Source organism: Solimicrobium silvestre (assembly GCF_002976435.1).
Classification (GTDB): Bacteria; Pseudomonadota; Gammaproteobacteria; order Burkholderiales; family Burkholderiaceae_D; genus Solimicrobium; species Solimicrobium silvestre.
In genome coordinates this window covers 557,441-571,580 of the sequence record NZ_PUGF01000001.1, presented here as the reverse complement: position 1 = coordinate 571,580, position 14,140 = coordinate 557,441, and the positions used below count along the sequence as shown (strand labels likewise).

The window sequence follows — 14,140 nt, the reverse complement described above, 5'->3', positions numbered from 1 at the left end:
ATAGCGAGTCGGTCCCACCCCTTCCCATCCCGAACAGGACCGTGAAACGACTCTGCGCCAATGATAGTGCTGCAACCAGTGTGAAAGTAGGTTATCGTCAGGCTGTTCTTCCTAAAAACCCCCGCTATGTTTAGTGGGGGTTTTTTTATGCCCGTTTGCTTTTTACTGCGCTGATTTATCGGCATAGTCTTTTACTGCGCTACCATTTGACCTGCGCCACCATCTGCGCAGATGGGCTGAACAATGGCGGCACGCTAGAATTTATCCTGCGCCACCACTTGCGCAGATTGGCTATTCGCTAAAAGGCGTAGCCCAGTTTGATCAAGGCGAAATTCATCGCTGGATTTGGCTTCTTGATGCTGGCGTTTGAGAAGTGCTGAAACTTCAATGCAATTTCAATTAGTTCATCGTTGGATTTGCTTTTTACTTCCTGACATTATCCTGCTACGCTTTATCTTTTATTTACTCCGCTCAAACAATGATTCCCTGGCTTGAGGCTGATACACCTTTTCCATCTGTCGAAACTGCGCTTACGGAGCAACAAGGTGCTGCTGGATTGCTTGCTGCCGGAGCAGATTTATCCGCACAGCGCTTACTCGATGCCTATCGGCAAGGGATTTTTCCCTGGTTTTCCGAAGGGCAGCCGATTTTGTGGTGGTCGACTGATCCACGCATGGTGTTATATACCGAGCACTTCAAATTATCTAAAAGTCTGAAAAAAACGCTGCGGAAATTGCAAAATAATCCTTTAGTTGAATTTAAATTCGATAGCGCGTTTGAATCAGTGATGCGCGCTTGCGCTGCTCCGCGCCGTGATGGAACCGGCACCTGGATTTCTGAACAAATGATTAGCGCCTATACTGAATTACATCGGATGGGTTATGCGCATTCTTCGGAAGTCTGGATTAATGGTGAATTGGTTGGCGGAGCATATGGTCTTTGTATAGGTCGTATGTTTTATGGCGAATCGATGTTTTCGCGGGTGAGTGATGCATCAAAAATGGCGCTGGCTCAATTAGTATTTTTTTTGAAGTCGCAACAAGTGCAAATGATAGACTGTCAACAGGAAACCGAGCATTTGGCGTCGCTGGGAGCGGCTCCAATTGCACGTCAGGAATTTACTAATTGGATACAGCAGGCCGTATTGCAGCCGTCAATCAGGGAGTGGAAACTCAGTGAAAAAATAGGAGATTAATGTGACAAAGTTAAATGATTTGCCATTAAATACAATTCAGTTTTATGCCACTGCGCCATATACCTGCAGTTATTTGGATGATCGGTTAGCCCGCTCTCAAGTGGCGACTCCTGCCCACTTTATTAATGCCGATGTCTATTCAGCCCTGGTTAAAAGCGGCTTCCGACGTAGTGGCGAATTTACTTATCGCCCCTATTGCGATGAATGTCATGCCTGTGTTCCGGTGCGTGTTTGTGTTGCTGAATTTACGCCGAATCGCAGTCAGCGACGTGCGTTTGCTTTGCATGCAGGATTAGTCACCACCGTATGTGATTTGAGTTATGTCGCGGAACATTACGATTTATATCAACGGTATCAGCAGGCGCGTCATGCCGGCGGTGGAATGGATCAGGATAGTCGCGATCAATACGTCCAATTTTTATTGCAAAGTCGGGTTGATACGCGTCTAGTTGAATTCCGCGATGCAGACAATGTGCTGAAAATGGTCAGTTTGATTGATATTCTGGATGACGGGTTTTCTTCTGTGTATACATTTTATGAACCTGACATATCGGCGTCATATGGAACATATAATGTGTTGTGGCAGATCGAGCAAGTTAAAAGCGTCGGCTTACCTTATCTTTATTTAGGCTATTGGATTAGTGAAACCGGTAAAATGGCATACAAATCAAATTTCCGTCCTTTTGAGGCTTATATCAATGATGAATGGAAATTACATTCGAGTTAGCCAACCCCACTTATAATACCCAGCCCTGAGCTTAATCAAATCAACCTTGTACCGCCCGCCTTCATGTCTACTAAACTCTTATACGCATTTGCCCGCCCTTTCTTATTCTCGATGGATGCGGAAAGCGCACATCACCTTACTTTACCTTTGTTGAAAAATGCCGTAGCACTCGGAATGGGGAATTTAATTACCCGCCCGAGCTCTGATCCACGTACCGTGATGGGAATTACGTTTCCCAACCCAATTGGTTTAGCGGCTGGTTTGGATAAAGATGGTGCTTATATTGATGCACTGGCGGCACTGGGTTTTGGCTCAATAGAAATTGGCACCGTCACTCCGCGCGCCCAAGCTGGAAATCCTAAACCACGCATGTTTCGCCTACCTCAGGCACAGGCCATTATTAACCGCATGGGATTTAATAATGGCGGTGTTGATGCGTTTATTTCCAATGTTCAAGACTCGCGGTTTTATCAAGATAAATTGGGCGTGTTGGGATTGAATATTGGTAAAAATGCCGATACGCCGATCGAGCGTGCCGCCGATGATTACCTGCATTGTCTGGAAAAAGTGTATCCGTATGCCAGCTATGTAACGGTAAATATTTCATCACCAAACACCAAAAATTTACGTCAGCTGCAAGGTGCAAATGAACTGGACGATTTGTTGGCCAAGCTTAAAGATGCACAACAACGATTGTCGGATAAGCATAAACGTTATGTGCCGCTGGCCTTAAAAATTGCACCGGATATGGATGCCGAGCAGATCAAAATGATTGCAGATAATTTACTGCAACATAAGATCGACGCAGTGATTGCCACCAATACAACCTTGAGTCGCGATGCTGTTGCAGGCTTAAATCATGCGGCTGAGGCGGGCGGTTTGTCGGGTGCACCGGTATTTGAATTATCGAATGCGGTGATACGCGGATTGAAAGCAGAATTAGGTGACGCTATTCCGATTATTGGCGTAGGTGGGATTTTATCCGGTAGCGATGCCAAAGCAAAAATTGCTGCCGGTGCCGAACTGGTGCAAATCTATTCAGGATTAATTTATCAAGGGCCTGCGCTGATTCGTGAGTGCGCAGAAGCCATCAAACACTAAGATAGGATGCAATCAATGGAATCGAAAATATCAACGCAACATAATCAGCAATTAGCGCAAATTAATCAGAAAATTATCGCTGACGGCGAGACGCTTCCTTCAGTGATGCTTAAAGATGGGAGCTCTGTTCAAACTGGAACGGTCGCCACTATGCTGCATAATATTAATTTATACAATGCGGGTCAGCGTGGAACAGTGGAGACGGAGCTTGAGCTGGCAATACCGACCTTATTTAAGGTTGGTCTGTTTGATTTGTTTGTGCCAGATGAATGGTTGTCGGATGGTAATTCGGGCCGTCAATTCGTTGGAAGAAAAGCCAAAGAATTTTTGGCAAATAAAGTCAATAAATAAAAGGGCTTGCGTCCGCAAGAAACCTCAAACAAGTTTTGAGGTTTTTTTTCTTGGATGAGCTGTAGGGCTAAACTCATCAATCATGTCGCGGAATTCAGCCACATCTTCAAAGCTTTTATACACAGAAGCAAAGCGAATGTAAGCGATTTTATCCAGTCGTTTTAGTTCGTGCATGACCAATTCACCGACTTGTACTGAAAGGATTTCACGTTCGCCGCTGGCTAGTAAGCGCTCTTCAATGTGCTCAATGGCGCTATCAATAGCGGGTGCTGAAACCGGACGTTTGCGTAATGCCAGCATTAAACTGGCGCGTAATTTTGACGAGTCATAATCACAGCGGCTGCCATTTTTTTTAACGATGTATGGCATCGCCAATTCGATACGTTCATAGGTCGTGAAACGTTTTTCGCATTTATTGCAACGACGTCGACGACGAATAGCGTCGCCCTCTTCGGATACGCGGGTATCCAAAACTTGGGTATCATCGTTATGGCAAAAAGGACATTTCATAGTCTGGTCTGGGTTATTGAGTGTTGACGCAATTTAGTTGTGACTTCATTTCACATCAACACTCTGTCCAACTTAGTTGAACGCTGATTTATTCTTATGCAGAATAAACCGGATGCGCATCAGTTAATTTCTTAACTTCCGCTTTAACACGTTCAATCGTTGCTGCATCAGTTGGGTTATCCAATACATCCGCCAACAAATGCCCGACTTTCGCTGCATCAGCTTCTTTAAAACCACGAGTCGTCATTGCTGGGCTACCCAGACGAATACCGGATGTTACGAACGGTTTTTCAGGGTCGTTAGGAATCGAGTTTTTGTTGCAGGTAATGTGAGCAGAACCCAAAACAGCTTCAGCTGCTTTACCGGTAATGTTTTTAGAACGTAAATCTACCAACATCACGTGCGATTCAGTACGACCGGAAATAATCCGCAAACCGCGTTCGATTAATGCATTTGCCAAGGCGTTAGCATTTTTAACGACTTGTTCTTGGTAGGTTTTAAATTCCGGTGTTAACGCTTCTTTAAATGCAACCGCTTTACCTGCAATCACGTGCATTAACGGGCCGCCTTGCAAGCCTGGGAAAATTGCTGAATTGATGATTTTTTCGTGCTCAGCCTTCATCAAAATAATACCGCCGCGTGGGCCGCGTAATGATTTGTGCGTAGTTGAAGTAACGAAGTCAGCGTAAGGAACCGGGTTAGGGTACACGCCAGCGGCGATCAGGCCAGCGTAATGGGCCATATCCACCATAAAGTATGCGCCTACTTCTTTGGCGATTTTTGAGAAACGTTCAAAATCAATCCGCAATGAATAGGCTGATGCGCCAGCGATGATCAGTTTTGGTTTGGTTTCACGCGCCAAACGTTCCATCGCTTCGTAGTCGATTTCTTCTTTATCGTTTAAACCGTAAGAAACTACGTTAAACCATTTACCAGACATATTTAACGGCATACCGTGCGTTAAGTGACCGCCTTCCGCCAGCGACATACCCATGATGGTGTCGCCTGGTTTTAACACGGCAAAGAACACGCCTTGGTTAGCTTGTGAACCGGAATTCGGTTGCACGTTAGCGGCTTCCGCTCCAAACAGTTTTTTAAGGCGATCAATCGCTAATTGCTCTACTACGTCTACGTGTTCGCAGCCACCGTAATAGCGTTTACCCGGATAGCCTTCAGCGTATTTGTTCGTCAGTTGTGAGCCTTGCGCTTCCATGACGGCTGGTGACGTGTAATTTTCTGAAGCGATCAACTCAATGTGTTCTTGTTGACGCTGATTTTCGAGTTGAATAACCGCGAAAATTTCTGGATCGATCTGGTCTAAAGTATGATTTTTGGTAAACATTATTTTTCCTAGCGATGAAGGATAAGTCCGATATCGTTTAATGCTGCATGGATTGCAAAAAGGGAAAGACAGGCAGCCGTCAACGTTCTTACCATATGGGCTACCCAGGCGTACGGCTTTGGACTCTTACTGTAACGCATTACTACAATGCGAGCCCGAACAAAATCTCACGCTTCCCGATGGAACTCCATCTTGCGCCGCACCTTGGTAGAGGTGTGACGGCTTCGCCAGTTGCGTGAGACGAAATGGTGGGCAAATTCTACGCGATGCTCCATTTTTGGGCAAGTTCAACGCGCTTATTTGCCGGTCTAATACCCATCAATTACGCGTTAATTTGCTTTGAAATAGCGACGAATTACACGGAAATTGTGCTGAAATCGGCACAATTCATATGCTCCCTCCCGTTATATTTTAATATTTTTAGCATATCCAATGGTTTTTCTGTGGGTGAAAATCATATTTTCAACAGTATATAAATAGTCAAATAGGTTTATTTGATAATTTGTCAATTTCATCAAAACTATACTCCTGTACTTTAAAATATTGAATGGTCGTTAAGGAATTTGTCCTTGCAAGGACAAATCGTTACGTAGGCGTGATGCATGCATCATGAAACCCCTGCTTCACCAGGTGTATTCTCAACTTGAAATGCCACTTTTTTGAAACGTGATGACATGTTCAACATCAGGTTTTATTTCGAGTTCAATACCAATATAGTCGTCAATCGCGTGCGGATAGTGGCTGGGAATTCGCGATAAAACTCGCTGGCCGCTGGGCAGCTCCAGAGTATATAAACAGTCGGCACCGCGAAACGCCTTGCCCACGACTTTAGCCCGTAAATTACTGCGCTCACTTTGCACAATGTCGTCCGGACGAAGTAGTAATTCAATGCTGCTGCCGCGTGGATGGCCGCGCTGGTTACGAACCAGCCCTAATTCGATTTCGATTTGATGCTCGTTAATCACCTGCCCATCAATGAAGCCGCCCTCGCCGATAAAATTCGCCACAAAACGATTGCTCGGCTGGTGATATAACTGATCGGCGCTATCCCATTGTTGCATGCTGCCTTGATGCATAACCCCAATTTCATCGGCCATGGCAAACGCTTCATGCTGGTCGTGCGTGACCAAAATTGCAGTGCTGTTTTGCCGCTTTAAGATGGTGCGAATTTCGATGCAAAGTCGTTCGCGTAACTCTACATCAAGATTGGAAAACGGTTCGTCGAGCAGCAATAACGCAGGTCTGGGTGCTAAGGCACGCGCCAGGGCAACGCGTTGTTGCTGGCCGCCGGAAAGTTGATGCGGGTAGGCTTTGGCGTAGCCGGATAAGCCGACAATTTCGAGCAGTTCGTCCACGCGTTGTTGGCGTTGCGCCGCGCCGAATTTAAACAGACCAAAGCTAATATTGCGTGCCACATTCAGGTGCGGGAATAAAGCATAATCCTGAAAAATCATACCGATTTGGCGTTGCTCAGCCGGCTGATTAAAGCCTGCACGACTGACTAACTGGTTGTTGATGAGAATCGCACCGGAGCTAATTTCTTCAAAGCCAGCGATGCACCGCAATGCGGTAGTTTTTCCGCAGCCGGAAGGCCCCAGCAAGCAAGCGATTTGTCCTTTCATGAGCTTAAAGCTGAGTTCTGAAAAAGTTGTTTTACTTGAGTAGGAATGAGCGACCTGCTGTAGTTCTAATAAAGGCATCATGCGAACTCCTTTGGTCTGATTAATAAAAATACCGGCAACAGGCCAATCACTACAATCGCCAGTGCTGGCAATGCTGCGTGTTCCCATTGCCCTTCAGAGGTCATTTCAAAAATGCGCACTGCCAGGGTGTCCCAACCGAACGGGCGCGTCATTAAGGTGATCGGCATTTCTTTCATAACGTCGACAAATACCAGCAGCGCTGCGCCTAATATTCCGCCGCGTAGCATCGGGAAATACAGTCGTGAAAATAGTCGCCAGCCGGTTAAGCCCAAGCCTCGCGCTGCGTCTTCCTGATTTTTTGTAATGCGCTGCATGGCACTGTCGAGCGTATTAAAAGCGGGTGCCAGAAAACGCGCCAAATACGCGCACAACATCAACGCCAGGCTGCCGCGTAACAGCATGTGGCCGCTTATGTCAAAAAACTGTTGATCTAGCCATGCCGCCGGAATAAAAATTCCGACTGCTAGAACCGTGCCGGGAATCGCATAGCCGAGCGTGGCAAGTCGTACAAAAAAACGAGTAGGCCAATCATGATGACGGCGTAAGGTAATCACCAGTACTAGCGCTGCCAGCACCACCATACCTGCTGCCATGCTGGACAGCAGCACGGTATGCCAGACGAAACCAGCAAAGCGCTGATCCCATTCGCCAGTAAGCGATTTCGAGCTCCAGGCCAGCAATTGCGTCACCGGAATAACAAAGCCCGACGCAAAAATTACCGCGGCAAATGCACAGGCGTACCAGCGTGCTTGAGGGCTGAGTTGAATGCGTTTGGACGCAGAATTGTCAGGTGAATTACTGTGATATCGACGTTGCCGCTGCCAGTACTGTTCGGCAAACACCAGTATTAAAATTGCCAGCAATAATAAGGAAGCCAGTTGCGATGCGGCGCTCAGTGAAAACAGGCCGAACCAGGTTTTGTAAATGGCGGTGCTAAAGGTGTCGACATTAAAAATCGACACTGCGCCAAAGTCGGCCAGCGTTTCCATTACGACTAACATCAGGCCGGCGGCAATCCACGGTCTGGCCATTGGCAATGCAATGCGAAAAAAGCCCATGCGTCTAGTCAGCCCTAGTGATTGTCCAGCTTCCAGCGCACGCGAACCTTGCGTTAGAAAGGCTTGGCGAGCCAATAAATACACATACGGATAGAGCGATAAACTCAAGATGAGAATCGCTCCGCCGAGTGATCTAATTGGCGGAAACCAAGCGCTGCGACCGCCAGTCAGGTCGCGCAACATAGTTTGCAGCGGGCCGGTGAAGTCGAATAGGCCGATTGCGACAAATGCTGCAACATAAGCGGGAATCGCTAGCGGTAGCATTAGCGCCCAACTGAAGAAAGTACGGCCGGGAAATTCGCACACGGCGGTCAGCCATGCCAATGCAACGCCTAACAACGCAGTGCCAGCAACTACGCCCAGCACCAGCCACAGCGTGTTGCTGATTAATTCCGGCAGCACGTAGGTTTGCAGATGTGCCCAGATTTCTGTTTCGGGAGTGAACACAGAAAAGAGCACGACGGACAGCGGCACCAGGGTGATTAAGGATACTAGCCCGGCACAAAGCCGCCATGCGCCTAGCGGTTTGTACTCAAAGCGAGTCGATGAAAGGAGCTTATTTATAACCAGCCCTATCCATCAATTTAACGGCTTCCGCTTGTAACTCACCGGCTTTGCTGACATTGATCAGATTCTGTTTGAATGGTCCCCATTTTACTAAGCGCGGATCGGCTGGAATGGCCGGATTGGCCGGAAACTCCATCGCGCCATCGGTGTATAGGTTTTGTGCTTGGCTGGATGATAACCATTCCAGTAATTTTTGCGCACCAGTCGGGTTCTTGGCGAACTTGGTCACGCCGGCACCAGAAATATTTACATGCACGCCGCCGTTATTTTGATTAGCCCAGAAAATGCCGATAGGCAGCGTCGGCCATTTATCCATCAAGCGGCCGTAATAATAGCTATTGGCAATCCCGACTTCACACTGACCAGCCGCAATCGCTTCCAGCATTTTTGTGTCATCGGAAAAAACCGGCGTAGCTAGATTGGAGACCCAGCCTTTCACTATTTGCTCGGCCTTGATGGCACCATGTTCCGCGATCAGCATAGCCGTGAGTGACTGGTTGTAAATTTTTTTGGAGGTGCGCAAGCAGAGTTTGCCTTTCCATTTTGGATCGGCCAACTCTTCATAAGTAGACAGGCTAGCTGGAGTTACTTGCTTAGTGTTGAAGAAAATCGTGCGGGCTCGAATTGATAAGCCGAACCATTGATTGTTGGTATCACGTAAATGCGCTGGGATGTTGGCGGTTAAAGTGCTGGATGTCAGTGGCTGGAATAAATCCATTTGCGCGGCTTGCCACAAATTACCTGCATCCACTGTCATGAAAATATCGGCTGGTGTCTGTTTACCTTCGGCTTTGAGGCGCTCCATCAGCGGCCCTTCTTTGTCGGTAACAAATTTGATTTGTACGCCAGTTTGTTTGGTGTAAGCATCAAACAGTGGTTTGATTAATTGTTCATTGCGTGCGGAATAGACCACGACTTGTTCTGCGGATGCGGTCAAGCTGGTGGCGAGTAGTGATGTAAATAAGGCGGCGGATATGAGGCGAGTAAGGTGGTTTAGTTTTTTCATGAAGTCGGGGAGAATGATTAATGGCAGGTTATAAGTTATTAAATGAGAATGGTAATCATTACGACTTGAATGGCACTAACAAGTTCCAATTAAATGTTCAACTAATGAGGGCAGTAATGAGTTGAGGTAACATAGCGGCTAATCAGAAAGCCGCATTTAAATCAAAGGGAGTTGAACATGATCGTACTAATTACTGGGGCGAGTTCCGGTTTTGGCGAAGCAATGGCGCGCAGGTTTGTGCAGGGCGGCCATCGCGTGATTGCGGCAGCGCGGCGCAGCGATAAACTGGCTGCGCTAGCCGCTGAACTGGGTGCTGCATTGTTGCCGATCACCTTGGACGTCACGCAAACCGATACTATTCCGGCTGCGTTGGCGGCATTGCCAGCCGAGTGGCAAGCCATCGATGTGCTAATTAATAACGCCGGTTTGGCATTAGGCACGGCGCCGGCCCAGCAAGCATCATTGCTTGATTGGGATACGATGATTTCAACCAATAATCGCGGTTTGGTACACATGACGCACGCGGTGTTACCTGGCATGGTGGCGCGCCGTAGTGGTTTGGTGATGAATTTGGGCTCAGTGGCTGGCAGTTATGCGTATCCGGGCGGCAATGTATATGGCGCGAGCAAGGCATTTGTTGATCATTTCACCTTAAATTTACGTGCTGATCTGGCAGGAACCGGGGTTCGTGCTACCAATATTGCACCGGGCTTATGCGGTGGTACCGAGTTTTCTCAGGTGCGCTACAAGTGGGACGAAGCTGCTGCAGCCAAAGTGTATCAAGGCACACAGCCATTAACTGCGCAAGATATTGCAGAAACCGCGTATTGGATTGCTACGCTGCCGAGCCATATCAATATCAATAATATTGAATTGATGCCGGTATGCCAGAGCTTTGCCGGAATGGCGATAACTCGGGAGTAGCTGTAAAAAGTAGAAAATTCGAGATAAATGTAGTGGGGATGACGGAAGTTAGGCTGAAAAACAGAAAGTAGCGCTATTTTTATATACCCCCACTATTTTTGAATTTTTTTAACCATTTTAATGACTATCCAGATAAATAAAATCACTAATTTCGACAGTATATTTAATTCACCTATATAGAATATAGTGAAAATAGCTATTTAAGTAAGAATATGCCAGAGTATGCCAAAAAGCATAAGTGCATATTTGATGTTAAAAAATACGCTAAAATGCCTGACTTTAGCGGATATGAAAAGGCTCAAGTGATACAAGATTCAAATTTTTGCTGGCCACTGCGCATCTATTACGAAGACACCGATGCAGGCGGCATCGTTTATTACGCTAATTACCTCAAATATTTTGAACGCGCCCGCACGGAATGGTTACGTCAGCTCGGCGTTAATCAGCAAGAATTGGCCGATCAGCAGCAAGCCATGTTCGTCGTGAAATCAAGCTTGGTCGACTACCATCTGCCAGCTAGATTAGATGATGAATTACAGCTTATAACGGTAGTTGAAAAACTCGGCCGAGCCTCTCTAGTGTTTGTGCAAGAAGCATGGCGTGGCACCCAATGCCTGGTCAGTGGGCGCTTTAAGGTTGGCTGTGTTGATACGCAAACTATTCGTCCTTGCGCGATTCCTCCGGCAGTATTACAAGCGCTGCAAGCATCGCATTTCCCTTCTTTAGACTAATTAAAGTTACCTTCCCTCAAAATGATGACTGTTACTCAAGACCTCTCCTTTATTACCTTAATTACCAACGCGTCGATCATCGTGCAAATTGTGATGGCGATGCTGTTGTGCGTTTCGCTGATGAGCTGGAATTATATTTTCCGCAAACGCTTTGCAATTAAAAAAGCCCGTATCCAGACCGAAAAATTCGAACGTGAATTCTGGTCAGGCGGCAGCTTAAATGAATTGTATAAAAGTCTGGATCACCGTCGCGAACAAAGCGGCGCATTAGAGCGTATTTTTGGTGCAGGAATGAATGAATTCCATAAAAACCGTGCCACTGCCGGTACCGACAGTGCTGCGATGCTAGATGGCGCACGCCGTGCAATGCGTGCCGCGTACCAGCGTGAAATGGATGCATTGGACTCCCACTTATCTTTCCTGGCGTCAGTCGGTTCCGTATCGCCTTACGTCGGTTTGTTCGGCACAGTATGGGGAATTATGAATGCTTTCCGCGGATTAGCGAATGTGCAGCAAGCGACTTTAGCGGCAGTGGCTCCGGGTATTGCAGAAGCGTTGGTAGCGACTGCAATCGGCCTGTTTGCGGCAATTCCAGCCTTGGTTGCGTATAACTCCTGCACTCATGATATTGACCGTTTAGCGATTCGTTTTGAAAGTTTTGTTGAAGAGTTCTCTAACATTCTGCAACGACAAGGACGTTAATCTATGCCAGTTAGTATGCGCAGCGGTCGCACCCGCAAATTAAAGTCTGAAATTAACGTCGTGCCGTACATCGACGTAATGTTAGTGCTGGTGGTTATTTTAATGGTGGCAGCACCAATGACTAATCCCAGCGTCGTGAATTTGCCGAACGCAGGAGCAAGCAAACAGGCACCGACTGACTATCTGGAACTCACCATTAAACCGGACGGTACAGCCAGCGTCGGCAAGCATAGCCAAGGCAAAGCAGAAGCCAGTACTGGTCGCGCAGATTTGTTAGAGCGTCTGCAGCACTTGCATGAAACCGAGCCTGATTTGCCTCTGCTGATTGCAGCGGATAAAGAAATTAAATACGACGAAGTGATTCAGATGATTGCCGGAGCAAAAAAACTCGGCATTTCACGCGTAGGTTTAGCGACTAAATGAGGTTAATTTTCTGTGCTGCGCTCATGCTTAATTTATGGGTAAGTCTGCCTTGCCTGGCACAGGAAATTAATCCTGATCCGGAATCCGCGGTATCAGAAGACGCAAGTACATCAACTGAGCCAGAACAGGCTCTGTCCACGCAATTTGATTTAGTAGAAAATTCTGCGATTGACTCAAAAATCCATGATTTACTGAAAAATCATGTCAGCGTATTGAATCGTCCGGCCGATAAAATTACCTCATCAGAACTGCGTTTGTTACGGTTTTCAGTGCGACGTGAAATTGCTAACATTCTAGCCACCGAAGGCTATTTTTCACCGCTCATTAATTTTGATGTGCAAATAAAAAAATCCGAAAAAATTTTGGTGCATATCAAGGTTGAATTAGGGCCGGTAACTAAAGTCACTACCGCGCAAGTTAATTTTGTCGGCGACGCAGTGCCACCTGAATTGCAGCAATCAATACAATCCAATTGGGGCTTGCAAAAAGGCGCGACATTTCGCGATGACGATTGGAGCCACGCGAAAACTAAAGCGTTAGAAAGCTTGACCGAACACAGTTATGCCGCCGCCAAAATTACCGACAGTCAAGCGACAATTCAAGATCAGCAGGCCGACCTTTCTGTGCTGCTAGACAGCGGCCCGGTATTTCGTATTGGCGAACTTCGTATACAAGGTTTGAATTTGTATAAACCTTGGCTGTTGGATCGCTATCATCCGCCGGTAACGGGTGATGTATACAGTCGCGAGAGCCTGTTGAAATTTCAACGCACCTTACAAAACTCTCCTTACTTTTCCTCGGTCTCGGTTAGTGTTGACCCAGACCCAGAAGTCGCTGCGGCGGTGCCAGTTGAAGTGTTGGTTAAAGAGCGGCAGGAGCATGATGTCGGCTTGGGCGCAGGCTACAGTACTAATACCGGTGCGCGCGGGGAAGTCTCTTATCGGGACAGAGATTTTGTCGGCGATGCGTATGATTTAAGAAGCGTACTGCGAATTGAACAACTACGGCAAATTGGCTACGCCGATATTTATCTGCCGCCGCGCTTAAGTGGTTATCTCGATTCGTTCGGGGTGTTGTTTGATCGCTCCGACATTTCAGGCTTACTCACTGCTACCAGTTCATTCGGCGCTAAACGAGTCATCACCGAAGACTCGGTAGAAAGGCGTTTGGGCCTGTCTTTTGTGTATGAACAAAGCACCGTTAGCGGCGATGAAGAAACCCACGCTAAAGCGTTGGTGAGTTCTATCGGTTGGACTTGGCGCGCAGTGAATAATGTGTTCGAGCCGCGACAAGGACAAATTACTCAATTGGATATTAGCGGTGCGACGAAACACCTGATCTCCGATCAAAATTTTCTACGTTTATATGGAAAATATCAACGCTGGATACCGGTTGCTACGCGCGACGTTATTATTTTGCGGATTGAAGCTGGATACGTGCTGGCCGCTGACAGTGTCGGTATTCCTGAAGACTATTTATTCCGTGCCGGCGGTACTGCCAGCGTACGCGGCTATTCGTACCAAAGCCTTGGGGTTAATCAGGCCGACGGTGTGGTGGGTGGTCGTGTGCTGACGACGGCAACTGCTGAGTACGTGCATTGGTTAGAGGCAAACTGGGGCGTGGCTGGTTTTGTGGATGTAGGCGATGCTGCCGACCATGTTTCTGATCTGTCTCTGAAACAAGGCATCGGTATGGGGCTGCGTTATAAAACCCCGGCGGGTCCGATTGCGCTTGATTTGGCTTATGGTCGCCAAACGGAAAAATTACGTTTGGATTTTTCTATTGGGATTGCGTTCTAAT

The 14,140-nt window shown here is 47.1% G+C and carries 15 protein-coding genes, 1 rRNA gene and 1 riboswitch; of the genes, 10 read left to right on the top strand and 6 right to left on the bottom strand.

Annotation, left to right across the window (positions count from 1 at the left end):
- Nucleotides 1–103: ribosomal RNA gene (gene rrf / locus S2091_RS02445) — 5S ribosomal RNA — on the top strand; the annotation flags it as partial.
- A 195-nt stretch (nt 104–298) separates the two neighbouring features.
- On the opposite strand, the gene S2091_RS24740 is transcribed toward rrf, so the two are convergent.
- Nucleotides 299–394 (bottom strand): acyloxyacyl hydrolase, encoded by a 96-nt coding sequence (locus S2091_RS24740; RefSeq protein ID WP_423828226.1) that lies wholly within the window; start codon nt 392–394, stop codon nt 299–301.
- An 84-nt stretch (nt 395–478) separates the two neighbouring features.
- Between S2091_RS24740 and aat the strand changes: the two genes are divergently transcribed.
- The 4 genes from aat (at nt 479) to S2091_RS02420 (ending at nt 3,374) form a co-directional block, all read left to right on the top strand.
- The gene (gene aat, locus S2091_RS02435) at nt 479–1,195 is read left to right on the top strand and encodes a leucyl/phenylalanyl-tRNA--protein transferase (RefSeq protein WP_105530154.1); all 717 of its coding nucleotides are present in this window, start codon (nt 479–481) and stop codon (nt 1,193–1,195) included.
- A gap of 1 nt (nt 1,196) precedes the next feature.
- The gene (locus S2091_RS02430; RefSeq protein ID WP_105530153.1) at nt 1,197–1,922 is read left to right on the top strand and encodes an arginyltransferase; all 726 of its coding nucleotides are present in this window, start codon (nt 1,197–1,199) and stop codon (nt 1,920–1,922) included.
- Between the two features lie 63 nt (nt 1,923–1,985).
- Nucleotides 1,986–3,023: a quinone-dependent dihydroorotate dehydrogenase gene (locus tag S2091_RS02425; RefSeq protein WP_105530152.1), complete on the top strand. Its 1,038-nt coding sequence runs from the start codon at nt 1,986–1,988 to the stop codon at nt 3,021–3,023.
- A gap of 15 nt (nt 3,024–3,038) precedes the next feature.
- Nucleotides 3,039–3,374: a DUF7709 family protein gene (locus S2091_RS02420; protein ID WP_105530212.1), complete on the top strand. Its 336-nt coding sequence runs from the start codon at nt 3,039–3,041 to the stop codon at nt 3,372–3,374.
- A 24-nt stretch (nt 3,375–3,398) separates the two neighbouring features.
- Here S2091_RS02420 and nrdR read toward each other — a convergent pair whose 3' ends face one another.
- The 5 genes from nrdR to S2091_RS02390 all read right to left on the bottom strand — a co-directional run bounded on the left by nrdR (nt 3,399) and on the right by S2091_RS02390 (nt 9,560).
- Nucleotides 3,399–3,884, bottom strand: a complete 486-nt coding sequence (nrdR, locus tag S2091_RS02415) for a transcriptional regulator NrdR (protein ID WP_105530151.1) — start codon at nt 3,882–3,884, stop codon at nt 3,399–3,401.
- A 94-nt stretch (nt 3,885–3,978) separates the two neighbouring features.
- Nucleotides 3,979–5,226 (bottom strand): serine hydroxymethyltransferase, encoded by a 1,248-nt coding sequence (glyA, locus tag S2091_RS02410; RefSeq protein WP_105530150.1) that lies wholly within the window; start codon nt 5,224–5,226, stop codon nt 3,979–3,981.
- Between the two features lie 95 nt (nt 5,227–5,321).
- Nucleotides 5,322–5,471: riboswitch (ZMP/ZTP riboswitch) on the bottom strand.
- Nucleotides 5,472–5,864: 393 nt separating this feature from the next.
- Nucleotides 5,865–6,929 carry an ABC transporter ATP-binding protein gene (locus S2091_RS02400; RefSeq protein WP_423828223.1) on the bottom strand — a complete coding sequence of 355 codons (1,065 nt, stop codon included), beginning with the start codon at nt 6,927–6,929 and terminating at the stop codon, nt 5,865–5,867.
- Complete coding sequence (locus tag S2091_RS02395) at nt 6,926–8,446, bottom strand: ABC transporter permease (protein ID WP_243405286.1); 1,521 nt, start codon at nt 8,444–8,446, stop codon at nt 6,926–6,928. Before S2091_RS02395 ends, S2091_RS02400 begins: the two co-directional genes overlap by 4 nt.
- Before the next feature lie 97 nt (nt 8,447–8,543).
- Nucleotides 8,544–9,560, bottom strand: a complete 1,017-nt coding sequence (locus S2091_RS02390) for an extracellular solute-binding protein (protein ID WP_105530147.1) — start codon at nt 9,558–9,560, stop codon at nt 8,544–8,546.
- Nucleotides 9,561–9,737: 177 nt separating this feature from the next.
- Here S2091_RS02390 and S2091_RS02385 point away from each other — a divergent pair, with 177 nt between their 5' ends.
- The 5 genes from S2091_RS02385 to S2091_RS02365 all read left to right on the top strand — a co-directional run bounded on the left by S2091_RS02385 (nt 9,738) and on the right by S2091_RS02365 (nt 14,139).
- The gene (locus S2091_RS02385) at nt 9,738–10,484 is read left to right on the top strand and encodes an SDR family NAD(P)-dependent oxidoreductase (protein WP_105530146.1); all 747 of its coding nucleotides are present in this window, start codon (nt 9,738–9,740) and stop codon (nt 10,482–10,484) included.
- Between the two features lie 302 nt (nt 10,485–10,786).
- Entirely contained in the window at nt 10,787–11,215 is a 429-nt protein-coding gene (gene ybgC / locus S2091_RS02380) for a tol-pal system-associated acyl-CoA thioesterase (RefSeq protein WP_243405285.1), read from the top strand.
- Between the two features lie 24 nt (nt 11,216–11,239).
- Entirely contained in the window at nt 11,240–11,917 is a 678-nt protein-coding gene (gene tolQ, locus S2091_RS02375) for a protein TolQ (RefSeq protein WP_105530145.1), read from the top strand.
- Between the two features lie 3 nt (nt 11,918–11,920).
- On the top strand, nt 11,921–12,340 hold the full coding sequence (locus tag S2091_RS02370; protein WP_243405284.1) for an ExbD/TolR family protein: 420 nt from the start codon (nt 11,921–11,923) through the stop codon (nt 12,338–12,340).
- Nucleotides 12,341–12,363: 23 nt separating this feature from the next.
- On the top strand, nt 12,364–14,139 hold the full coding sequence (locus S2091_RS02365; RefSeq protein WP_165794886.1) for an autotransporter assembly complex protein TamA: 1,776 nt from the start codon (nt 12,364–12,366) through the stop codon (nt 14,137–14,139).
- Nucleotide 14,140: the final 1 nt, after the last annotated feature.

What these genes read in the sequence shown, in the direction of transcription:
- aat (WP_105530154.1), top strand. Translation starts at nt 479, where the DNA reads ATGATTCCCTGGCTTGAGGCTGATACACCTTTTCCATCTGTCGAAACT.
- S2091_RS02425 (WP_105530152.1), top strand. Translation starts at nt 1,986, where the DNA reads ATGTCTACTAAACTCTTATACGCATTTGCCCGCCCTTTCTTATTCTCG.
- S2091_RS02420 (WP_105530212.1), top strand. Translation starts at nt 3,039, where the DNA reads ATGGAATCGAAAATATCAACGCAACATAATCAGCAATTAGCGCAAATT.
- nrdR (WP_105530151.1), bottom strand. Translation starts at nt 3,884, where the DNA reads ATGAAATGTCCTTTTTGCCATAACGATGATACCCAAGTTTTGGATACC.
- glyA (WP_105530150.1), bottom strand. Translation starts at nt 5,226, where the DNA reads ATGTTTACCAAAAATCATACTTTAGACCAGATCGATCCAGAAATTTTC.
- S2091_RS02400 (WP_423828223.1), bottom strand. Translation starts at nt 6,929, where the DNA reads ATGATGCCTTTATTAGAACTACAGCAGGTCGCTCATTCCTACTCAAGT.
- S2091_RS02390 (WP_105530147.1), bottom strand. Translation starts at nt 9,560, where the DNA reads ATGAAAAAACTAAACCACCTTACTCGCCTCATATCCGCCGCCTTATTT.
- S2091_RS02385 (WP_105530146.1), top strand. Translation starts at nt 9,738, where the DNA reads ATGATCGTACTAATTACTGGGGCGAGTTCCGGTTTTGGCGAAGCAATG.
- tolQ (WP_105530145.1), top strand. Translation starts at nt 11,240, where the DNA reads ATGACTGTTACTCAAGACCTCTCCTTTATTACCTTAATTACCAACGCG.
- S2091_RS02370 (WP_243405284.1), top strand. Translation starts at nt 11,921, where the DNA reads ATGCCAGTTAGTATGCGCAGCGGTCGCACCCGCAAATTAAAGTCTGAA.
- S2091_RS02365 (WP_165794886.1), top strand. Translation starts at nt 12,364, where the DNA reads ATGCTTAATTTATGGGTAAGTCTGCCTTGCCTGGCACAGGAAATTAAT.